We start from the raw sequence: 22,036 nt of genomic DNA, 5'->3' as shown, positions 1-22,036 counted from the left end.
ACAAAGGGAAGATTAAGCATCTTCCCAAAAAATAATTCGATTTGAAAATGGATCGGTGATACTCAGTTCCAATGTTTCCCAATCGGTTTTCTCTACTTGAGGCTTGGCAAATTTATAGTCTTTTGCATCCAGTTCTGCATGAAGCAAACTGAGATTCTCCCAATAAATACGAATGGCGCTGTGCGGGCTGGCATCACCGAAGTGCTCAGTTAAATGAATGATGCAATCCTCTTTGGAAATCTGTAGATAAAGCGGGAAGTTATCCCCAAAAGTATGTTGCCAGTCGAGTTGGAAGCCCAAATAGTCCAGATAAAATGATTGGGCAAGTTCGACATCGAAAATACGGAGAATGGGGGTAATTGAGCCAGATTGCATGCTTATTCCTTTTTATCGAACACCAAATTGTTGAGTCCAATAACTTTTTTGTTTCGCTGATTGGTCAACTGTACAGGCTAGCGCGTAGTCTGTAAATTTTGGATGCATCAAATTGCGACAATGCACGGGGCTTGCCAGCCATGTTGCCATCACCTCATTTAAGTTATTTTGTCCACGTGCCACATTTTCTCCACCACCGTGGCCTTTAAATTGTGTTTTTAAACGGCTTCTAAAATCGTGACCTGTGCTACTGATGTGTCCGAGCATATTGTGTTGTGCCATATCTTGTGCATGAGCAAAAGCACTTTGGGATAAAGCATCATTCCATTTTAAGGGTGCAACTGCTGGAAAATGTTGTCCACCACATTGCCGTGGGTGCTGTCGAATTTGATTGATTGCATTCAGAATCACCTGCTGATAGGCAGGATTTTGTATATCTTGGCAGCGTATTGTGGCGCTTGATTTATCTATTTGCGCTACGTTGAAGGATTGCTGTTGTGATGTGGCAGGGGTGCTTGTACTACAAGCTGATAAGAACATGAGACAGCTAAGGCTAGGAAGTAGTTTTAGAGGATTCATTTGCAGTATCTTTTAATTATTTTTAATTTTCTTATCATACGCTAAGCACAAAGTGGACATCAATTTGTCTGAATAAAAAAAGCGGATATGGAATCCGCTTTTTTCACTGAATCATCTTAAGCTGTTTGTAAGGCTTTTAGGTCTTCTAACACTTGTTCTGCATGTCCAGCCGCTTTTACTTTACGGTAGCTTTTCACTAACTGTTTGTTATGGAAAATAAAGGTTGAGCGTTCAATGCCCATCACTTGTTTGCCATACATATTTTTTTCTTTAATCACGTCGAAATGTTTGCACAGCACTTCTTCTTTGTCACTGATTAAATCGATGCTGAGTGCTTGTTTTTCTGTAAAGTTCTGATGTGCTTTAACTGAATCACGTGATACACCAATAATCTGGCAGTTTAAAGCATCAAACTGATCTTTTAAGCAAGAAAAGCCTACCGCCTGAGTAGTACAACCAGGGGTTGAATCTTTAGGGTAGAAGTAGAGCACTAACCATTCACTGCTGATTTCAGCAAGATTGATTTCACCTTGAGTGGTTGGGAAAACATGATTGGGTAATTGAATATTCTCAGACATTGTTCATCCTTCGATAAAATTAGTTTTGTTCAAGCTCAAGCGGTAAAAAAGCATATTCCTCATGATAAACAATATCGCCGTGACGTACAGGAATAGCTTTGTTAAAAATAGGCCCATCAATCACAGTGGTGTGAAATTCGCCACCTTCACCACATGGGTCAACGCCACGATCTTCCAATTCCTGAATATAGTCCAAGGTTAAAATCTTACCTAGATCTTCAACTTGCATACCCAGTTTCAGATTGACTGTCACGATGACACTTTTGAATCCTAAATTGATAAATTCTTCGACCACTTCGCGGTGAGGGCGTAACCAAAGTGGCATTCCCAGTTTTAATCCCACTTGCTGGGTGACCCGATCATGCCAGCAACCATGCTCAGGCATATCAAGATCACCCGTTACCAATACTTCTGCACCGTGTTGTTTGGCTTGATCGAGTAGCGCAATGAACTTTGTTTCATAATCGGCCCAACTTGAAGATGCCATATACACGGGTAAAGCAACCGCATCTGCTTGTGCGCGGATAATATCCAGTGGCATCGCATGGGAACGAGAACGCTGACCTTGTTCTTCCAGCATGACAATTAGCCCAATCACAGTGCCTGTTTGCATCGCATGATATAGGGCGAGGGAACTGTCTTTACCACCACTGAACGAGACAATAGATTGTCGTTGCTCGGCATTGGTTTTCCATTGATCTTGCATGGTGTTATTCAACTGATTCTAGATAACGGGGATTTTAACAAAGCCCAATAAAAAAGCCTGCATAAATGCAGGCTTTGTTTTCAACAATTCAGGCTTATTTTTTAGGAGCCTGCTGTTGAGCAGCTTTCATTGCTTCTTCAGTTAGTTTCTCTAACTTGGTCACAAGTGGAGCGCCTAAGCAAGCTTGTAAGTCTTTATTTTGCTGTTGCACAAAACCTAAAGAGCTTGGGCTTTTCTTCGCATTGATTGCGCTCTGGATTTCCCATTTTTGCGCTTCAGTTACTTTACCTTGAGCATCAATTTGGCAACCACAGAACTTGCTAACTTCAGCTGCTGTTAATTTACCGCCTTTAGCAGTCTGGTCTTTACATACGTTGACCAATGCTGCTTTTACATTGGTACTTTTATACGCAGTTTGTAATGGATTATCAGCTGCGTGAGTTGCTGTTGCAAAAAGTGCAGCAGCTGACATCATTGTAGATAGAATAAGATTTGATTTAGAAAACTTCATATAATGTACCTAATTTTTTACCCTAATATCGATTATTCAGCGTAACGCGTAGGATCCGCAATACCTGCTTCGATAAAACCTTGTTGACGTAAACGACAACTGTCGCATTTGCCACATGCACGTCCTTGAGCATCTGCCTGATAGCAGGATACCGTTTGACTGTAGTCTACGCCATGTTCGATGCCTAAGCGTATAATATTCGCTTTGGATAAATGTAACAAAGGTGTTTCTATTTTAAGAGGTTTTCCTTCAACGCCTGCTTTGGTTGCTAAATGTGCAAGATTGGCAAAAGCGTCAATAAATTCTGGGCGACAATCAGGATATCCTGAATAATCAACGGCATTGATCCCGATCACGATGGCAGCAGCGTCAAAAACTTCGGCCGCAGCAAGGGCATAAGACAAGAAAATTGTGTTACGTGCTGGAACATAAGTTACAGGAATCCCTTCTTGTAATTGTTCTGGGACTTCAATGTTATGATCTGTAAGCGCAGACCCACCTAAATTGCCTAAATCAATGTTAATGATGCGGTGTTCTACACCTGCACGTTGAGCCAGCGCTTTGGCTGCATCAAGTTCAGTGGTTGAACGTTGACCGTACATAAAGCTTAAGGCGATACATTCATAATTTGCCTGTGCCCAAGCAAGACACGTTGTTGAGTCTAAGCCGCCAGACAATAATACGATGGCACGAGAACGCATATTATTTTCCATTATTCAACCTAAAATAAATTTGAGGAAAATCATTGCTGTTTTAAAGCATGATTTTCATGAGCTTTTAACGACCAGATTCATCATTCCATAACAGTTTGTGTAACTGTAACTGGAAGCGAACAGGGAGATGGTCTTCTAAAATCCACTGGGCCAAGTCACGTGCCAATGCTGGCAGGGCAACTGCACCTTTTTCAACTGCAAAAGCAGGTGAGAACCAAACCGTACTCACTTTGTCTTGCAACTGGAATTGTTCAAGTTGTTGTTTTGACCATTCATAATCCGCACGATTACAAATCACAAATTTAATCTGGTCATGTGGGGTGAGATGGTCAAGATTACTGTATAAATTACGGTGATCTTCTTGTGAAGTTGGTGTTTTTAAATCCAGAACTTTAGAAACACGCGGGTCAACCTTGGAAACATCCAGAGCGCCACTGGTTTCGAGCGAAACCTGAAAACCAAGATCACACAGACGTTGTAACAGAATCAAACAGTTTGGCTGTGCAAGCGGTTCACCGCCTGTGACACAGATATACGGTGTTTTATGCAGGCTTGCTGTTTCGATAATCTGTTCAAGTGATAAACGTTCGCCGCCTTCAAAAGAGTAGGTGGTATCGCAATAACTACAGCGTAACGGACAACCTGTTAATCGAATAAAAACAGTCGGTAGACCAAACGTATTCGCTTCGCCTTGCAAAGAGTAAAAGATCTCCGTGATGCGTAAACCAGCCGCAGGATCAGAGACGGGAATTGCAGAAGAACGTAAGGAAGCCATAAACAGTTACCACAAACAGGTGCCACACAAGCAGCATGCTACATAAAAAACAAAATCTCTACGACCATGACTGATCGTAGAGACGAGGAGCGACAGAAGCTCCGAGGAACCATTAAGTTCCGTATATATTACAAATTAGTCAGCGCGTAATAAATCGTTCAAGCTGGTTTTTGCACGTGTTTTTGCATCCACTTTTTTCACGATGATTGCAGCATATAAGCTGTAAGTACCGCATTTTGATGGAAGGCTACCCGCAACAACCACAGAACCTGCTGGTACGCGGCCATAGTGAACTTCGCCAGTTTCACGATCAAAGATTTTGGTTGATTGACCAATGAAAACGCCCATTGAAATCACAGAACCTTCTTCAACAATCACGCCTTCAACGATTTCAGAACGTGCACCGATGAAACAGTTATCTTCAATAATGGTTGGGTTTGCTTGTAAAGGCTCTAAAACACCACCGATACCAACGCCACCAGATAAGTGAACATTTTTACCGATTTGTGCACATGAACCCACAGTTGCCCATGTATCAACCATAGTGCCTTCATCTACATAAGCACCAATGTTGACATAAGATGGCATTAACACCACATTTTTAGCTTGGAAGCTACCACGACGAGCAACTGCAGGTGGTACGACACGTACGCCAGCAGCTTTGAATTGCTCTTCAGTCCAGCCTGAATATTTAGTATCTACTTTGTCATAGAAACGAAGGTCACAAGCTTCGATAGGCTTATTGTCATTGAGTTTGAATGAAAGTAAAACGGCTTTTTTTAACCATTGGTGAACAACCCACTCACCATCGATTTTTTCAGCTACACGAAGTGTACCGTTATCTAAACCTGTCAATGCTTCTTCTACAGCTTGACGGATTTCAGTTGGGCAGTCCGCTGCACTATAGTTGGCACGGTCTTCAAATGCTTGCTCAATGATTGCAGAAAGCTGAGACATGATCTTCCTTCTTCCAAAAAAATTTTGAAGATTTTACACTAATTTGTGGCAAGAATCTTTGAAAAAAGTAGTTACAATATATTGTTTTAAATTTGAGCAACAAATCTGTAATAAAAATGGAGCCTATTGTTTTTTATCTATAATTTAGAAATACATAATTCCTTTGAATTTGTATCAAAAAATAACAAAAAGTAATCAGTTTCTGTATAAAAAAATAGCGTTATTTATTTTATCCTGTGTCCACAGTAACAATTATACTTTAAATAAGAGCATTTTTGAGGAGACTTCAATGAAAGCTTTGCGTGTTATGTTAGCAGCAGGTGCATTAACAGCGATTGCAGGCACTGCATTTGCAGCAGATGAACAAGTGGTGCAGGAATCTGTTTATGCATTTCCTTCATACTTAGATCCAGTTTCAGTTCGTGCTGAGGTAGGTACTACAGGTTACGGTGGTGCAATTTCATATAAAGTCAACCCATACGTGAGCTTAAGCCTTGGTTATAATGGTGGCGATATTTCTTGGTCAGATGATCTAAAAATTAATGGCTCTAAATATGACCTAGATATGGACAATAAAACAGCATATTTAAATGCTGAGATTCGTCCTTGGGGTACAAGTGCAAATATGTTTGCAAACTCATTATACGTCGCTACTGGTGTAGGTTATTTAGATAATGACTACAAACTTGATCGTCGTGTAAGTCAAGGTCGTAACTTCAGTGTGAACAATACTGACTTTAACGCAACTTCTGATGTACATATCGCAGGTAAAATGAGTTATAAAGATGATATCGCACCATATGTAGGTGTTGGTATTGCACCGCAAGTCTATAAAAACATTGGCGTGTTCGGTGAGGTTGGTGCTTACTATACTGGTAATCCAACAGCATCTTTACAAAACGTAAATGGTGGTACAGCTAGTAATGGTAGCGGTGCTAACTTGAATGATGAAATTGCGAAAGAAGAACGCAATATCGAAAACAAAAGTAAATATGAGTGGATGCCAGTTGCGAAAGTGGGTGTGAGCTTCAAGTTCTAATCCATGCATTCAATATAAAAAAACGAGCGTCATGCTCGTTTTTTTATATCTGCTCATCGTCAAAATAAAAGGCGCATCATGCGCCTTTTATTTTTAGATAATTTATTCTTCTGGATAAGCGACTTTTTTCAAAGCTTTAATATCTGTTTCTGGTGAGCATAAAGAGATAAATTCATAACCATAACCACGCAGTAAATGGCCTTTACGTACTGCGATCCATGTCGTATTCACACCAAACACATCAGTCTTGATTTGTTGTAGGCGATAGTCACGTTCAGCATCATAAGCAACATCATTGACAATTCCGACACCCATATTCAGTTCAACATAGGTTTTAATCACGTCGGCATCGAGTGCTGACATCACGATGTCTGCGTGCAATTGTGCATCTTCAAAAGCTTTGTCAATTTTAGAACGACCTGTAAAACCACCATGATAAGTAATCAACGGATATTCTGCTAAAACATCGAGGTTGATTTTATCTAGTTTTGCTAAAGGATGGTCTTTCGGCGTAATAATGCTATGGTGCCATTCATAATAAGGCACACTTGCCAGATTTTCTTCTGTGGTTAACGATTCGGTTGCGATGCCGATGTCCGCTTCACCTTGAAGGAGCATTTCTGCAATTTCAACAGGGCTGGCTTGTTGTAAAACCAAATGAACTTTCGGGAATAATTTTTTGAACTGATTCACAATCGGCGGCAGTACATAACGCGCTTGTGTATGTGTTGTCGCAATCGTCAGTGTGCCTTCGTCAACTTTGTTAAAATCATCGGCTAGACGTTTAATATTGTCTGCATCGACCAACATGCGTTCCACGATGCTCAATAATGACTGACCAGGTTCAGTCAGACCCAATAAGCGTTTACCTTTACGTACAAATAACTGGACACCTAATTCATCTTCTAAATCTTTGATGTGTTTACTAACACCTGATTGGGAGGTATAAAGTGCCGCAGATGCTTCGGTTAAATTAAAGTTTTGGCGAACAGTTTCTCGAATAATTCTGAGTTGTTGAAAGTTCATAATCGTTTTTCCACATAAAAAGTGAGCATCGGCTAAATTTTCACAAGGATATTTTAGCCGCACTCAAGATATTATTCTAAGCAACTTGCGTTGATTGATCTGCAAATAAATGAAGTTGAGCCGCACTGATCCAAACGGTTTGATTTGGTTTGAATTGATGTAAGTTCGCTTCTTCTACACTTAATAAAATTTCGATCGTTCGTCCACTACGATCTTGTAATTCAGCCACAACTCGGCCAGCAATCCACACTTCACGTAAGAACGTTGCCTCAATGGTATTGGCTTGAGGTTGGGTGTGAATATGTAATTCATTTGGTCGTGCAAATGCAATCACTTTGCCTTGTGGTGCGTCTAATAGACTTGGTAGCTGAATACGATCATCACCGATACGGATAATACCGCCAGTATGCTCACCTTCAAAACGATTTGCTTGACCAAGGAAATCAAAAACAAAAGGTGTTGCTGGTTTTTCGTACACTTCGCGTGGTGAGCCGATTTGTTCGACATCACCTTTGTTCATGACAATGATTTGATCTGCAACTTCTAAAGCTTCTTCCTGATCGTGGGTTACAAAGATCGACGTGATATGCAGCTCATCGTGCAAGGTACGTAACCAACGACGTAATTCTTTACGGACTTTCGCATCAAGCGCACCAAATGGTTCATCCAGTAACAAAACACGTGGTTCAACAGCTAGCGCACGGGCTAATGCAATACGTTGGCGTTGACCACCAGAAAGCTGAGCAGGGTAACGATCTGCCAAGAAACCAAGTTGCACCAGATCAAGTAAGCGTGTAACACGTTTTTTGATTTCAGCTTCAGAAGGGCGTGTTGCACGTGGGCGAACACGTAAGCCAAAGGCAATATTGTCGAAAACAGTCATGTGGCGGAACAGGGCATAGTGCTGGAATACAAAACCGACCTGACGTTCACGCACGTGGATGTCTGTTGCGTCTTCACCTTCAAGTAAAACCTGACCACCATCTGCAGATTCCAATCCTGCAATGATGCGTAATAATGTTGTTTTACCGCAGCCTGAAGGACCAAGTAGGGCAACCAATTCACCTTCAGGAAAGTCCAAAGAGATATTTTTTAGCGCATGGAATGCACCAAAGTGTTTTTCAATATTTTTAACTTGAATACTCATGTGTTTATTCCTTAGTGATTGGGCTGATGCTTATTTGCTTGTTCTTGGCGGACTTCGAGCCACGTTTTCAAGATCAAAGTGAGAATCGCTAAAAATGCCAGTAACGATGACACAGCAAATGCAGCACTAAAGGTATATTCGTTATAAAGAATCTCGACGTGTAGCGGTAAGGTATTGGTTTGACCACGAATATGGCCAGAAACCACGGATACTGCACCAAACTCACCCATTGCGCGGGCATTACACAGAATCACACCGTAAATCAGACCCCATTTGATATTGGGTAAAGTGACTCTCCAGAAGGTTTGCCAGCCAGAAGCACCGAGTACAATCGCGGCTTCTTCTTCCTCAGTCCCTTGAGCCTCCATTAAAGGAATTAATTCACGTGCTACAAATGGAACAGTAATAAAAATGGTGGCTAATACAATCGCAGGTACGGCATACAGGATTTTGATATCGTTATCCATTAACCAGCCACCCATCCAGCCTTGTGCGCCAAAAATCAGGACTAACATCAAGCCTGCAATCACAGGTGAGACCGAAAATGGTATATCTATAATGGTGGTAAGAATCGCTTTACCACGGAAATGGAATTTTGCAACGGCCCATGCTGCTGCAACACCAAACACCACATTAATGGGTACGGCAATTGCGGCTGTAAGTAAGGTTAACTTTACTGCCGATAAGGTATCTGAATCGGTTAAGGCGTTGATATAAACGGCTAGGCCTTGTTTAAATGCTTCAACAAAGACCAAAATCAGAGGAAGCAGTAAGCAACTTAAGAAAAAGATTAAGGCCACACCGATTAAGCTATAACGTACCCATGTCGGTTCCCGGGTTGCATCTCGGCTTTGCAGTTTGAGGGCTAAAGCGTTGCTGTTGGTATTTAAGCTCATTGTGCAACTCTCCCTGTGCGACGGCTTGCCCATGCTTGTATTAAGTTAATTAAAAATAGGATGGCAAATGATAGAACAAGCATAACCACAGCAATGGTCGTTGCACCTGCGTAATCATATTCCTCTAAGCGACAGATAATCATCAACGGTGCAATTTCTGTTTTATAAGGCTGGTTACCTGCAATGAAAATTACTGAACCATATTCACCGACCCCACGTGCAAAAGCTAAAGCAAAACCAGTCAGTAAAGCGGGGAATAAAATTGGTAAAATGATTTTGGTAATGGTCTGCCAACGATTGGCACCCAAGGCAGAAGCAGCCTCTTCTAGTTCAGTTTCAATATCGCTTAATACGGGTTGTACGGTACGAACCACGAAAGGTAAACCAATAAAGATGAGTGCCAGTGTAATACCAATCGGGGTATAAGCCACCTCAATCCCAAGCGGAGACAGATATTGTCCGATCCAGCCTGTAGGTGCATACAAAGAGGTTAATGCGATACCTGCAACCGCAGTGGGTAGCGCGAAGGGTAAATCAACCAATGCATCAACGATTCTTTTACCTGGAAAGGTGTAGCGAACCAGACACCATGCCAGCAATAAGCCGAATACCACGTTGACCAAAGCAGCAATCAATGCAGCACTAAAGCTCAGTTGTAAGGATTTTAAAATTCGTTCTGAAGTTAAGATTTCCCATAAACCATCCCATCCAATCCCTAAAGATTTGATAAAGACAGCAGATAAAGGAATAAGCACAATCAAAGACACGTAAGCGAGGGTGAAGCCTAATGAGAGACCAAACCCAGGCAGCACTCGGGAACGCTGCGACATGATGTTTCCTCAAAGAGAAATGTTTGCTAAACAAGCAAATAAATAATGCGAATACTAAAAATACGGGGGCGGTGTTAGGCAAATTTCAGATTAAAATTTGCCTGACTCATTCGGGCGACGAGCTGCGTCTTTTTTTCAGGCAGCAAGTAGTTCAGAATCTCTGGGAAAGGGCCAAATCCGGAAGCAACATTAATATGACCGACTGGACCTAAATTGATGGGTGTCAATTTCCAAGCATGTGCCAGTTGTAAGGCATCGACATAACCTAGCCAAGGATCATTTTCGCTAATCAATAACGTGGTTGGTACATCAATTTTAAGTTGCTGAAAATACTGTTTATAGTCAGTCAAGCTGTGGCGGGCAAAGCCTGCTTCACCAAATCGTGCAGGATTTGCAGGGGCAACCAACACCAGATTTTTCACTTTAGCTCTGAGTTCAGGATGTTCCGCTAGCGCAGCAACACTGGTTAAGCAACCAAAGCTATGAGCAACGATTTGAACAGGTGCTGGGGCAGCAACAACCATTTTAACAAATTGGGCAACCCATTCACTGAGCACAGGACGATCCCAATGCTTCTGTTGAACGCGAGAGCTAGACACGAGTTGCTGTTGTAACCAAGACTGCCAATGCTGCGCTTCGCTACCACCTACACCTGGAACAATTACAGTATGAATCATGTCCGCTCTCCCTATTTACCCGCTGAGTAAATTATTTCCCTGAGTTGTTGAGTTTGACGATTTGGTCAAACACACCGCCGTTATCAAAGTGAGTCTTTTGTACTTTGGTCCAGCCGCCAAACTCTTGATCAATTGTCACAAGTTTGAGTGGTTTGAATACATTGCTATATTTCTTTAATACCGCTGCATTACGTGGGCGATAGAAATTACGTGCAGCAATCTCTTGACCTGCTGGTGAATACAGATAGTTCAAGTAACCACGAGCGATTTGTAAGTTACCTTTTTTCTCAGCATTTTTTTCTACAACTGCCACTGGTGGTTCTGCAAGAATTGACAGAGAAGGGGTAATGATTTCGAATTTGCCTGGTTGCTCACGTACTGCAAGGTAAGCTTCATTTTCCCAAGCCAGTAATACGTCACCAATACCGCGTTCAGCAAAGGTTGTGGTTGCACCACGGGCACCAGAGTCAAGAACTTTGGTTTGTTTGTAAATTTGACGAACAAATTCTTGTGCTTTGGCGTCGTTACCACCTTTTTGATGTTTAGCCCAAGCCCATGCACCTAAGTAGTTCCAACGTGCACCACCTGAAGTTTTTGGGTTTGGTGTAATGATTTCTACACCTGGTTTAATCAAGTCACCCCAATCTTTGATTTGTTTTGGGTTGCCTTTACGAACGAGGAAGACAATGGTTGAGGTATATGGCGTAGAGTTGTTCGGTAATTTCTTTTGCCAATCCGCTGGAAGTAATTTTGCATTTTGAGCGATTTCATCAATGTCTGCTGCAAGCGCAAGTGTGACCACGTCTGCATTCAAGCCATCAATCACGGCACGGGCTTGTTTACCTGAGCCGCCGTGTGATTGTTTAAAGTCGATGTCTTGACCCGTACGTTGTTTCCAGAACGTACCGAATTGTTTATTGAAATCTGTATAGAGTTCACGAGTCGGATCATAAGAAACGTTTAAAAATTCTTGTGCCGCAAATGATGAAACGGAGAGTAGTGCGGCAATGATGCCGACTTTAACTTGAGAAAAACGCATGAGAAACCCCTTAAAACTAAATCACTGTTTGGAATATGTACGCAGCATAACGCCAGTTTTTTTGCAAAAAAAATAATTAAAACCGAATTTGTTATGAAAAAAATAGAAATAGATAAAAGAGATAAGCTTTGCTGAATTATTGATAAATAAGAAATTTTTAATTCCAGCTGTTAATTGTTATACTCATTTAAAATCAATGGCTTATTTCTTGTCATAGAAGGTCTTGTATAGAGTGGATAGGTGCCTAGATCATGCAGTGTTATAAAAATGGACAGTTGATTGACTCCATTCCTTTATTAGACCGGGCTTTTCATTACGGTGATGGCTGTTTTACCACTGCACGTATTTTTCATGGAAATTTTGAGCTAAAAGAACTGCACTTTGCACGTTTAAAACTGGCCTGTATAGGCTTAAGTCTGGATGCAGATTTATCCTTGATTGAAAAGTCATTTGTGCATTTACAGCAGCAACATTCAAATCTCAATGGCACTTTAAAAGTGGTAATTAGCCGCGGTGAAGGTGATCGAGGTTATAGTTTGCCGCTGCATGCTGCCGACATCTATGTCTGGTATTACCCAAGAGTGACACAGGCTTTTCAACCAGAATGGATTGAAAGTGGCATGTTAAATCATGCGTTGGGATTGAACATGCCGCATCTGGTTGGATTAAAAACATTAAATAGACTGGAGCAGGTATTACTCAAGCAAGAGGCAGATCAGCAAGGCTGGCTGGAAGCACTGGTCAGTGATGTGCAGGGCACTATTGTTGAAGGGGTGAGCAGTAATTGTTTTATTCGTATAAATGATCGGTGGATTACGCCAGAACTTCGCTATAATGGCGTCCACGGTGTGATGCGCGCCAAAATTTTGTCACGAATGCAGCAGTATCATGTTCCTTGTGAGCAGCGTTGTATTGATATGAATGAAATTGGACGTATTCAGAGTTTATTTTTCTGCAATGCTTTGCACCCGATGAAAGCGGTGATTCGATTTCATGACCGTTGTTTAGAGCAACAACCTTATCTTGATTTATTTGAAACTTTAAAACTTAGCCAGATTGATTAATATGCCAAAGCCGCCTAGTTCCAGCAAAAGTAAGAAAAAGCCCAAAGCTAAACCGAAATCCAGATTTTCTTTTTTTAAAGCCTTTTTGATCGCCATTGTTATCTTTGTATTGGCGATCTTTGGCATTGTATGGTCAAGTTTATTTAAAAATTATCCTATAGAAGGTAAGAAGCAACTTTTAGTGATTTCTTCTGGCGATACGTATTCTCGATTTATTGATCGTTTAGCCAAAGAAAATAACGTGAATTTTCCAATTGTTCTAAAGCTTTATCAGAAGTTTATGATTCACGACACTATGAAAGCAGGTGTCTATGAAATTTCGCAGGGCATGAGTATCCGTCAAGTCATGGATATGTTGTCTGATGCGGACAATGCACAAATGAATCGTATTTTGGTGATTGAAGGAACCACTTTTTCTCAGTTGATCCAGAGTTTAAGAAAAGACTCGAATGTCACCAATACACTGTTAGACCTTCCTCAATCTGAATTATTAAAACAATTAGATATTCCGTATACACATCCAGAAGGCTTGTTTGCACCTGATACCTATTTCTTTGCCAAAGGCGAAACGGATAAAAAAATCTTAACTGATTTGTATCGCCGTCAGATGAAATCACTGGATGACGCTTGGGCAAAAAAAGCACCGAATTTACCCTATAAAGATAAGTATGAAGCGTTAATCATGGCTTCGATTATCGAGAAAGAAACCAGTTTAGACAGCGAATTAGAACAGGTTTCAGGTGTATTTGTGCGTCGTTTGAAAATGGGGATGCGTTTGCAAACCGACCCAACTGTCATTTACGGCATGGGTGACAATTATAAAGGCAATATCACCCGTAATGATTTACGTACGCCGACTGCGTATAACACCTATACCATTAATGGTTTACCTCCAACACCAATTGCTTTGCCAAGTAAGAAAGCAATTGAAGCAGCGATGCATCCTGATGATGCTAAAAATATCTATTTCGTTGCCACAGGTAATGGTGGGCATAAATTTACCGCGTCTTTAGAAGACCATAATCGCGCAGTGCAAGAATATTTAACTGTGCTACGTTCAAAGAAAAAGCAGGGCGAATAATGTTTATTAGTTTTGAAGGGACGGAAGGCGTAGGGAAGACCACGCTGATTCGTAAAATTCATCAGTACTTTGAACAGCAAGGTAAAGAAGTGGTGTTAACCCGTGAACCGGGCGGTACACCATTGGCTGAACAAATTCGTTCATTATTATTGGCCGTGAATCATGAAGAGCAAATGAGTCATGATACTGAGCTGTTGTTGATTTATGCTGCCCGTGCACAGCATTTACAGCAAGTCATTTTACCTGCATTAGCGGCAGGGAAGATTGTGCTGAGCGATCGTTTTACCGATGCCAGCTTTGCTTATCAGTGTTCTGGACGTGGTTTAAGTCAGGAAAAGCTTCAACTCTTGAATCAAACTTTTGTCGCGAAAATGCCAAATATTACCTTTTGGTTAGATGCACCGATTGAATTGGGCATGACCCGTGCGCGAGAGCGTGGTGCACTGGATCGTTTTGAGCAAGAGAAGTTGAGTTTCTTTGCCAAAGTGCGTGCGGGTTATGAGGCTTTATGGCAGGCACAGCCTGAACGGATGAAGCGTTTGGATGCCACACAGAATGCTGATGTAGTGTTTGAAGAGGCACTGCAATATTTGAAATAGGCTCTAAGCAATATCAAATCTGACAATAGCCTGATTCTTAGTACTTGAATTCAAGTTGCTATTTACGATCGAGAACGGCGGCATGGATGCCGCCAGTTGGGCAGGGGTAACAAGGATGTACCCTCTGTCCAACAAGGGATTTTGATTACTTTGATCCTTCAAAGTAATGTATCGCCTATATAAACAATATTTAATTATTTTGGCTATATGAGGCAGTGCCAATTAAAAAAATAATAGATGAATAAATTAAAAGTCCTATTCATTCACCAACGGTTGTTCCACTTTAAAGTTTGGTGGCGTGAGTACCGTCTTACGAATCTCATTCGAGAGTTCTGGATAATCCAGCGTGTAATGTAAACCACGCGATTCCTTACGCTCCATTGCACAACGTACAATCATTTCTGAAACCAGAACTAGGTTACGTAACTCAATCAAGTTTTTGCTGACACGATAATCCTGATAATACTCAGTAATTTCACGTTTCAACATTTCTATACGATGTAAAGCACGTTGCAAACGCTTCGTGGTACGTACAATACCGACATAGTTCCACATGGTCGAACGCAGTTCATCCCAGTTTTGCAGAATCACCACATCTTCATCTGCATCGGTGACTTGCGTTTCATCCCAAGAAGGGACTTCTGGCAGTTTAAAGTCTGCATCAAACTTTTGTTCGATATCTTCTGCTGCACTCATACCGTAAACGAAGCATTCGAGTAATGAATTACTTGCCATACGGTTAGCGCCATGTAAACCCGTATAAGAGGTCTCACCAATCGCATATAAACCGTCTAAATCCGTTTGGCTATGCTCATCGACTACCACACCGCCACAGGTGTAATGCGCTGCAGGTACAACAGGGATCATATCTTTGGTGATATCAATACCCAGTTCCAGCAAACGGGCATACAGTGTTGGGAAGTGTTCAGTAATAAACTCTGGTGATTTATGGGTAATGTCTAACCAGACGTGACGAATCCCTAAACGTTTGATTTCATGGTCGATAGTACGTGCCACAATATCACGCGGTGCAAGTTCAGCACGTTCATCAAAACGCAGCATGAAACGCTCGCCATCTGGTAAGCGCAAATAAGCACCTTCACCACGCATTGCTTCAGTAATTAAGAAAGAACGCGCTTTTGGATGATATAAACAGGTCGGATGGAATTGGTTAAATTCCATATTGGCGACACGGCAACCTGCACGATAGGCCATGGCAATTCCATCACCAGTCGCAATATCTGGATTAGACGTGTAGAGATAAGCTTTCATTGCACCGCCGCAGGCCAAAGCTGTAAATGGTGCGAGGAAAGTATGAACCTGTTCGTTGATTTCATCTAAAGCATATAGACCGATCGAGCGATTGGCCTGATGATGATGACCGAGTTTGTGCAGGGTAATTAAATCGATCGCAATATAATTTTCAAAGATCGTAATATTTTTTCGTTCTTTTGCGCGTTCAACCAATGTGGTTGAAATGGCTTTACCTGTTGCATCGGCAGAATGAATGATACGACGTTGTGAGTGACCACCTTCACGAGTCAGGTGTAATTGCTCATCATCATCTAAAGTAAATTGCACGCCTTGCTTAAGCAGGAAATCCACCGAAGGTTTACCACCTTCAACCGTATGCTTCACTGCATCCAGTTCACACAGATGACCACCTGCAATCATAGTGTCATTAATGTGTTGTTGAATAGAATCTGTTTCGTCTAAGACTGCAGCAACACCGCCTTGAGCATAGAAGGTACTGGCTTCTGTCAGCGCGGCTTTGGCTAGAATTGCAATGTTATAATGACTTGGTAAAGAGAGTGCGAGGCTTAAACCTGCACCACCACTGCCCACAATAATCACATCAAAATGGTGAATTGTTTTTAAATCAGGCATGTCGTCGATCTGCTTCAGTTTTAAACGTTCGCTAATGACACCGCTTTTTTGTCAAAAAGGCAAGGGCTAATCTGCCTGAAATTGAGTGAATTTTTAGCGAATGCGATTTATTCACCAATTATTATTTGTATATTTTGTCTTATATCAGAAAACGATTACCTTTCAGTACATTGTTTTAATCTAGAATTAAGCTGCTCAATATAAAACCTTAGATGAAATTTGAATGTCTGGAATTGTCTCCATAATTTATTCACATTTCATCTGTCTATTTCGTTGTATGCATTGAAAATATAAACATTTTTTTACGAAAAGAATGGTAGGGTTATGCTACAAACATAGACCATAACATTTATTTTAATCATCAGTATGTAGGTTCTTGCTTCATGAAAAGTCGCTATTTACAACAAGGAATGTATGCTGCTGTATTTACGATAGCAGCTGCTCAAGTCAACGCTGCCTCACCAGTAGATTTTTCAAACCTCGTTGAGCAGGTTAGTCCTGCTGTTGTGAGTGTCAACGTTGTAAAGAAAATGACTCAGGAAGAGTTATTACAACAACAAGTTCCTGAAATCTTGCGTCGTTTTTTTGGTAATCAGGTGATTATCCCGCAACAGCAGGGGCCACAGGAAAAAACGGGTTATGGCAGTGCATTCTTTATTGGCAAGGACGGTTATTTATTAACGAATCGTCATGTGGTTGATAATGCTTCCCGTATCAGTATTATCCTGAATGATCGCCGTGAACTGGATGCGACGCTTGTAGGTAGTGATGAACGTACTGATATTGCTTTGCTTAAAGTGAATGGAAGCAATTTCCCAGAATTAAGAATTGGTAATGTGGATCAACTGCGTGTAGGCGAGCCTGTACTCGCAATTGGTTCACCTTTTGGTTTTGACTATTCAGCTTCAGCAGGGATTGTAAGTGCAAAATCTCGTAATATGAGTGGCGAGACTTCAGTTCCATTTATCCAAACTGATGCTGCATTGAATCCGGGTAACTCTGGTGGTCCGTTGTTTAACCAGCGTGGTGAAGTGGTGGGCGTTAACTCGCGTATCTTTAGTGGTACGGGCGGTTATATGGGCTTGTCCTTCTCGATTCCAATTGATGTGGCGATGGACGTCGTACAACAGTTGAAAACGACGGGTAAAGTGACACGTTCTTATCTTGGGATCATGATGCAAGATATTGACCGTAACTTGGCAGAAGCATATAAGTTGCCGAAACCAGAAGGTTCATTGATTACTCAGGTCGCACCAAAATCACCTGCTGAAAAAGCAGGCCTAAAATCGGGTGATGTCATCTTGAAAGCCAATGGTGCACCGATTTCGCGTACGGGTGATCTACTTTATGCACTGAATCGTATTGCTCCAAATCAAACTGTTCAGCTAGAAATTTTACGTGATGATAAAACGCGTACCATTGCTGCGACATTGGGCACTGCACCAGATGATACAGCTGCTGATGCCGAGAAAAATAATCCGACTAGCGGTTTAGGCATGAGTATTCGTGACCTGACTGCTGCTGAGCAAGCGCGTTTAGATGTTCGTAGCGGTATTCTGATTCAGGATGTGAAGCGTGGTGGGCTTGCATCATTATCGAATCTGGTGGCGGGCGATGTGATTGTACAAGTCAATGGTACAGCGATTACCAATAGCCAGATGTTCGCTAAAACTGTGGGCGCTTTACCAAAAAATAGTGTTGCGCGTGTAACGATTATTCGTCAAGGACAACGTGCGATTTTAGGTTTACGTTTACCTTAAACCTGATTGTGATTGATAAAAACCACTCTAATTTAGGGTGGTTTTTATTTTGAAATACAGTTGTATTTAGACTAGTGTATGTCGCTGAACTTTGATTGATGAAATAAGCTAGATTATGAGTACGATTTTTGATTTAAAAATACAAGTTCAGCCTGAGCATATTGATGTGCTGGGCCATGTTAATAATGTGATGTACATTCAGTGGATGCAGGATGTCGCCGCAGCGCATATAGAAACTTTGGGTTTGGGTCTTGCTCAATATCTTGAACTTAAACATGCAATGGTGGCTGTCGAGCATCATGTGCAATATCGTAAAGCAGCTCTGGAAGGTGAAGAGGTGATCTTGAGGACGTGGCTGGATGATATTAATGCACTGTACTCTTTTCGCCAGTATGCATTTTATCGCCCTAAAGACCAAAGTGTACTGTTTGTTGGAAATACCAAATGGGCCTGTATCGAAATCGAAACAGGTCGCCCAAAACGGATGTCACCAAGTTTTACGCAAGCCTATCAGCCGATTTCGCCAGATTTAAATCCAATGGATTTTTCAATTTCATATGAATAGTCTTAGTCACTTTAACATTTAAAGACAGGAGGGCAGCTGGACGGTACATGCTTGGCTGCTTTTTATGATTTATTTATCAAAATAAGTAAAAGAAAAGTTAACCAATTAACATAATCACAGCTTCGACACTCAAAAAAACGTTTGAATACGTTGGTTTATGCGAAAAATTCAATATATCAAGGTAATTGTATTATTTTTGTATATTGTTTAATTTGTAGGCTCTTATATTGTGTTTCGGGGAACATGATGAATGACAACTTAGGGGTTGTTGTTTTTTATTTGCTGTTTTTATTTGCAGGCGTTGTACTGGTGATCGGAAGTATTATTTTTGATATGACACTTGTGTGTGTAGGTCTTGGTCTAATTGCTTGCGCTTTTTTAATTAAATATGAGTTTAAATTAACTGTGATGTTCTGGCATAAAATTGAATAATTAAAAAAGATAATTAAAGAGCCGTACTGCTAAAGTGCGGCTTTTTTCTTGGATCAAATTGCTGTGCATGATGAAGTATTTGCTTTTAGTCTGAAACTGGCGCCTCACTAAGCTCTATATCTACTATTCAAGAATATAAAAAATTAGGTTTGATCTAGCGATGTCATTGAGGTGTCTCTAGTAAGGAAGGCTTATTGCTATTGGCAGAGCGTAGATAAGTCTTGAGGTGATCGATAGGGATTCATTTCTATATTTTGAGATGTTGCTTTGATTGCTTGATCGGGAAAACGATTGTTAAAAAGGATATGGGGAGTTTGTCGGCTTAATTGATGCTTTTATCGGCAGTTGTTTCACCATTTTTCTGTAAATCTGTGATAATAGTCACAACTTTTTCAAAAATTATGAAATATGGACATCTTAAAATTCGTAAAAAGCTTTAATACAGTGGGATGTTATTTAACACTTGCAAGCCTTTTGCTCGCGACTCTTGTTCTTTATTTTTATTACATCAACCCAAATTGATTTTAAAATGAGTAATCTAAGTGAAATGTAGGTAAGTGCTAGGAAGAGAGGAAAGCGAATCATATTGTCTTTATAGTTGTACTTGAGTCCTTATCGCTCAGTTCAATGTCTTGTGATCTACTAATGTTAAAGTTGCCATGTATAAGGTTAAAATTATTCAAATAAAGCTGGCATGGTATTCGCCTAGCTAATATCTCTATTCTCTACTTTGTACGATCAAAAAGGCGCATTTGGCTTTTTTAATTGGATCGTTCTGTTCTGCTTCAGGAAATCGACTGCTCCTTGTTAGATTGCTTCCTTCATCGCGATGTAGTCTAAGTCACATATACTTTTAACACTATATTTTTAACATTGTTGTGCTTATACTGTGCCGAACTTTTTAAACATTATTTTTCGCAACAATAGTCAGTTATTTAATTGAATAGATTGTTGTGTACATATTCTTAAGGTAACCCATGGCGCAAGCTAAAAAATCCGTAGATATCAAAAATATACGCAATTTCTCGATCATTGCACACATTGACCACGGTAAGTCAACGCTGGCTGACCGTTTCATTCAAATGTGCGGTGGTTTACAAGATCGTGAGATGCAAGCTCAAGTATTAGACTCTATGGAGCTTGAGCGTGAGCGTGGGATTACAATTAAAGCCGCTTCGGTGACGTTGTATTACACGCATCCGAATGGTCAGGAATATCAATTAAACTTTATTGATACCCCAGGGCACGTTGACTTCTCTTATGAAGTATCACGTTCTTTGGCCGCTTGTGAAGGGGCATTGCTGGTTGTCGATGCTGCACAAGGGGTTGAGGCGCAGTCTGTTGCTAACTGCTATACCGCAATTGAACAGGGCTTAGAGGTTTTACCAATCTTGAACAAGATTGACTTGCCTCAGGCAGAGCCTGAACGTGTCATTCACGAAATTGAAGAAATTATCGGGATTGAAGCGACAGATGCACCAACTTGTTCTGCAAAAACTGGTCTAGGTGTTGAAGGCGTTCTAGAGCGTCTTGTGGATGTCATTCCAGCACCTGAAGGTGACCGTGATGCGCCATTACAGGCATTAATTATTGACTCATGGTTTGACAACTATTTAGGTGTTGTTTCCCTCGTCCGTATCAAGCAAGGTCGTATCCGTAAGGGCGACAAGATGTTGGTGAAATCGACAGGTCAAACTCATCCTGTAACTTCTGTTGGTGTTTTTAATCCGAAACACACCGAAACTGACATCCTCGAAGCGGGTGAAGTTGGCTTCGTGATTGCAGGTATTAAAGATATTTTTGGTGCGCCAGTCGGTGATACCATCACGCTTTCGTCTACGCCTGAAGTTGAAACATTACCTGGTTTTAAAAAGGTAAAACCACAGGTATATGCTGGACTTTTCCCGATTGATTCAAGTGACTTTGAACCGTTCCGTGAAGCGTTACAAAAACTACAGATTAACGATTCGGCTTTATTCTTTGAACCTGAAAGTTCAGATGCATTAGGCTTTGGTTTCCGTTGTGGCTTCTTGGGAATGCTACACATGGAAATCGTACAAGAGCGTTTAGAGCGTGAATACGATCTTGATCTGATTAGTTCTGCTCCAACGGTAATTTATGAAGCGCTGACTAAGAAAGGCGATATTATTTATATCGATAGTCCATCAAAAATGCCTGACGGTTCTACAGTTGAAGACTTACGTGAACCAATTGCAGAATGTCATATCCTTGTGCCACAAGAATATTTAGGTAATGTCATGACCTTGTGTATCGAGCGTCGTGGTGTACAAAAAGATATGAAATTCTTGGGTAATCAGGTTTCCGTGACTTTTGAAATTCCAATGGCAGAAGTGGTCATGGATTTCTTTGACAAATTAAAATCATGTTCACGTGGTTTTGCATCACTCGACTATAACTTTGTTCGTTTCGAAAGTTCAGCTTTGGTTAAGGTGGATGTATTAATTAATAGCGAGAAGGTTGATGCCTTGGCAATGATTTGCCACCGTCAAGATGCGCGTCATCGTGGTATTGCACTGGTTGAGAAAATGAAAGATCTCATTCCACGTCAAATGTACGATGTTGCGATTCAGGCCGCGATTGGTGCACAGATCATTGCCCGCTCTACTGTAAAAGCGATGCGTAAAAACGTATTGGCTAAATGTTATGGTGGTGACGTTTCACGTAAGAAGAAACTTCTTGCGAAGCAGAAAGAAGGTAAGAAGCGTATGAAGCAAGTGGGAAGTGTTGAAATTCCGCAAGAAGCGTTCTTGGCTGTATTGAAAGTCGATAGATAAAGAAA

Annotated in this window: 23 protein-coding genes; 8 read left to right on the top strand and 15 right to left on the bottom strand. The window is 41.0% G+C overall.

Annotated elements, in window-relative coordinates:
- Nucleotides 1-12 precede the first annotated feature (12 nt).
- The 8 genes from AWW72_RS13300 to dapD form a co-directional block, all read right to left on the bottom strand.
- Nucleotides 13-375, bottom strand: a complete 363-nt coding sequence (locus AWW72_RS13300; protein WP_062847640.1) for a glyoxalase superfamily protein — start codon at nt 373-375, stop codon at nt 13-15.
- A gap of 12 nt (nt 376-387) precedes the next feature.
- Complete coding sequence (locus tag AWW72_RS13295; RefSeq protein ID WP_062847639.1) at nt 388-954, bottom strand: CAP domain-containing protein; 567 nt, start codon at nt 952-954, stop codon at nt 388-390.
- A gap of 116 nt (nt 955-1,070) precedes the next feature.
- Nucleotides 1,071-1,532 carry a peroxiredoxin gene (locus AWW72_RS13290; protein ID WP_004771476.1) on the bottom strand — a complete coding sequence of 154 codons (462 nt, stop codon included), beginning with the start codon at nt 1,530-1,532 and terminating at the stop codon, nt 1,071-1,073.
- 19 nt (nt 1,533-1,551) lie between these two features.
- A complete protein-coding gene (locus AWW72_RS13285) occupies nt 1,552-2,238 on the bottom strand; it encodes a Dph6-related ATP pyrophosphatase (protein ID WP_062847638.1) in 687 nt (228 codons plus the stop codon).
- Between the two features lie 94 nt (nt 2,239-2,332).
- Nucleotides 2,333-2,749, bottom strand: coding sequence for a hypothetical protein (locus tag AWW72_RS13280; protein WP_004771479.1), 417 nt, complete (start codon nt 2,747-2,749; stop codon nt 2,333-2,335).
- Between the two features lie 32 nt (nt 2,750-2,781).
- Nucleotides 2,782-3,450: a 7-cyano-7-deazaguanine synthase QueC gene (gene queC / locus AWW72_RS13275; RefSeq protein WP_199949367.1), complete on the bottom strand. Its 669-nt coding sequence runs from the start codon at nt 3,448-3,450 to the stop codon at nt 2,782-2,784.
- 76 nt (nt 3,451-3,526) lie between these two features.
- On the bottom strand, nt 3,527-4,237 hold the full coding sequence (queE, locus tag AWW72_RS13270; protein ID WP_062847637.1) for a 7-carboxy-7-deazaguanine synthase QueE: 711 nt from the start codon (nt 4,235-4,237) through the stop codon (nt 3,527-3,529).
- A gap of 135 nt (nt 4,238-4,372) precedes the next feature.
- Entirely contained in the window at nt 4,373-5,194 is an 822-nt protein-coding gene (gene dapD, locus AWW72_RS13265; protein WP_004771483.1) for a 2,3,4,5-tetrahydropyridine-2,6-dicarboxylate N-succinyltransferase, read from the bottom strand.
- Nucleotides 5,195-5,483: 289 nt separating this feature from the next.
- Between dapD and carO the strand changes: the two genes are divergently transcribed.
- Nucleotides 5,484-6,233 (top strand): ornithine uptake porin CarO, encoded by a 750-nt coding sequence (gene carO, locus AWW72_RS13260; protein WP_005256807.1) that lies wholly within the window; start codon nt 5,484-5,486, stop codon nt 6,231-6,233.
- A 102-nt stretch (nt 6,234-6,335) separates the two neighbouring features.
- Here carO and AWW72_RS13255 read toward each other — a convergent pair whose 3' ends face one another.
- The 6 genes from AWW72_RS13255 to AWW72_RS13230 all read right to left on the bottom strand — a co-directional run bounded on the left by AWW72_RS13255 (nt 6,336) and on the right by AWW72_RS13230 (nt 11,848).
- Nucleotides 6,336-7,259 carry a CysB family HTH-type transcriptional regulator gene (locus tag AWW72_RS13255; RefSeq protein WP_062847636.1) on the bottom strand — a complete coding sequence of 308 codons (924 nt, stop codon included), beginning with the start codon at nt 7,257-7,259 and terminating at the stop codon, nt 6,336-6,338.
- Nucleotides 7,260-7,335: 76 nt separating this feature from the next.
- On the bottom strand, nt 7,336-8,406 hold the full coding sequence (locus AWW72_RS13250; protein ID WP_062847635.1) for a sulfate/molybdate ABC transporter ATP-binding protein: 1,071 nt from the start codon (nt 8,404-8,406) through the stop codon (nt 7,336-7,338).
- 11 nt (nt 8,407-8,417) lie between these two features.
- Nucleotides 8,418-9,302, bottom strand: coding sequence for a sulfate ABC transporter permease subunit CysW (cysW, locus tag AWW72_RS13245; RefSeq protein WP_004771490.1), 885 nt, complete (start codon nt 9,300-9,302; stop codon nt 8,418-8,420).
- Nucleotides 9,299-10,132 carry a sulfate ABC transporter permease subunit CysT gene (gene cysT / locus AWW72_RS13240; RefSeq protein ID WP_062847634.1) on the bottom strand — a complete coding sequence of 278 codons (834 nt, stop codon included), beginning with the start codon at nt 10,130-10,132 and terminating at the stop codon, nt 9,299-9,301. The genes cysW and cysT overlap by 4 nt, the downstream gene beginning before the upstream one ends.
- A 74-nt stretch (nt 10,133-10,206) precedes the next feature.
- Nucleotides 10,207-10,809, bottom strand: coding sequence for an RBBP9/YdeN family alpha/beta hydrolase (locus AWW72_RS13235; RefSeq protein ID WP_062847633.1), 603 nt, complete (start codon nt 10,807-10,809; stop codon nt 10,207-10,209).
- A 31-nt stretch (nt 10,810-10,840) separates the two neighbouring features.
- Nucleotides 10,841-11,848: a sulfate ABC transporter substrate-binding protein gene (locus AWW72_RS13230; RefSeq protein WP_062847632.1), complete on the bottom strand. Its 1,008-nt coding sequence runs from the start codon at nt 11,846-11,848 to the stop codon at nt 10,841-10,843.
- Nucleotides 11,849-12,099: 251 nt separating this feature from the next.
- On the opposite strand from AWW72_RS13230, the gene pabC reads away from it, so the two are divergent.
- Genes pabC through tmk form a run of 3 tightly spaced genes read left to right on the top strand, consistent with a single transcriptional unit; the run spans nt 12,100 to nt 14,592 of the window.
- Nucleotides 12,100-12,912, top strand: a complete 813-nt coding sequence (gene pabC, locus AWW72_RS13225; protein WP_062847631.1) for an aminodeoxychorismate lyase — start codon at nt 12,100-12,102, stop codon at nt 12,910-12,912.
- Nucleotide 12,913: 1 nt separating this feature from the next.
- Nucleotides 12,914-13,993 carry an endolytic transglycosylase MltG gene (gene mltG, locus AWW72_RS13220; RefSeq protein WP_062847630.1) on the top strand — a complete coding sequence of 360 codons (1,080 nt, stop codon included), beginning with the start codon at nt 12,914-12,916 and terminating at the stop codon, nt 13,991-13,993.
- The gene (tmk, locus tag AWW72_RS13215) at nt 13,993-14,592 is read left to right on the top strand and encodes a dTMP kinase (RefSeq protein WP_062847629.1); all 600 of its coding nucleotides are present in this window, start codon (nt 13,993-13,995) and stop codon (nt 14,590-14,592) included. Before mltG ends, tmk begins: the two co-directional genes overlap by 1 nt.
- A 255-nt stretch (nt 14,593-14,847) precedes the next feature.
- Here tmk and nadB read toward each other — a convergent pair whose 3' ends face one another.
- Nucleotides 14,848-16,479 carry an L-aspartate oxidase gene (nadB, locus tag AWW72_RS13210; protein WP_062847628.1) on the bottom strand — a complete coding sequence of 544 codons (1,632 nt, stop codon included), beginning with the start codon at nt 16,477-16,479 and terminating at the stop codon, nt 14,848-14,850.
- 383 nt (nt 16,480-16,862) lie between these two features.
- On the opposite strand from nadB, the gene AWW72_RS13205 reads away from it, so the two are divergent.
- From AWW72_RS13205 to lepA, 4 genes are all read left to right on the top strand, one after another.
- Nucleotides 16,863-18,239: a Do family serine endopeptidase gene (locus AWW72_RS13205; RefSeq protein WP_062847627.1), complete on the top strand. Its 1,377-nt coding sequence runs from the start codon at nt 16,863-16,865 to the stop codon at nt 18,237-18,239.
- A 115-nt stretch (nt 18,240-18,354) separates the two neighbouring features.
- Nucleotides 18,355-18,804: an acyl-CoA thioesterase gene (locus AWW72_RS13200; RefSeq protein ID WP_004771506.1), complete on the top strand. Its 450-nt coding sequence runs from the start codon at nt 18,355-18,357 to the stop codon at nt 18,802-18,804.
- A gap of 246 nt (nt 18,805-19,050) precedes the next feature.
- Nucleotides 19,051-19,236, top strand: coding sequence for a hypothetical protein (locus AWW72_RS13195; RefSeq protein WP_062847626.1), 186 nt, complete (start codon nt 19,051-19,053; stop codon nt 19,234-19,236).
- Between the two features lie 977 nt (nt 19,237-20,213).
- The gene (lepA, locus tag AWW72_RS13190; RefSeq protein WP_004771508.1) at nt 20,214-22,031 is read left to right on the top strand and encodes a translation elongation factor 4; all 1,818 of its coding nucleotides are present in this window, start codon (nt 20,214-20,216) and stop codon (nt 22,029-22,031) included.
- The last annotated feature ends 5 nt before the right edge of the window (nt 22,032-22,036 follow it).

The organism is Acinetobacter sp. NRRL B-65365, assembly GCF_001605865.1.
GTDB lineage: Bacteria > Pseudomonadota > Gammaproteobacteria > Pseudomonadales > Moraxellaceae > Acinetobacter > Acinetobacter vivianii.
The sequence above is the reverse complement of the archived record's forward strand: the minus strand, read 5'-3'. Positions and strand labels throughout refer to the sequence as shown.